Genomic DNA, 262 nt, shown 5'->3' with positions numbered 1-262 from the left:
AGCTCCACCAATTTAGGCTTGTAGCTCAGGTGGTTAGAGCGCACCCCTGATAAGGGTGAGGTCGGCAGTTCAAGTCTGCCCAAGCCTACCAATCTCTCAGTTAATATAGGGTTAAGCCTTAATCAATCCACATTGTTTGTAGTGTGAATTGATTAGGGTTTTTTAAACGCTAAATGTTCTTTAACAATTTGGAAAGCTGATAAAAAAGTAATCGAAACAAATAAGAGAAGCTCGAAAGAACTTACTCTATCTGACAAAGATT

The 262-nt window shown here is 38.9% G+C and carries 1 tRNA gene; it reads left to right on the top strand.

The window, feature by feature from the left end:
- The first annotated feature begins 14 nt into the window (after positions 1 to 14).
- Positions 15 to 91, top strand: a tRNA-Ile gene (locus AX660_RS20950).
- The last annotated feature ends 171 nt before the right edge of the window (positions 92 to 262 follow it).

The organism is Paraglaciecola hydrolytica, assembly GCF_001565895.1.
GTDB lineage: Bacteria > Pseudomonadota > Gammaproteobacteria > Enterobacterales > Alteromonadaceae > Paraglaciecola > Paraglaciecola hydrolytica.
This window is presented reverse-complemented; position numbering and strand designations above follow the sequence as displayed.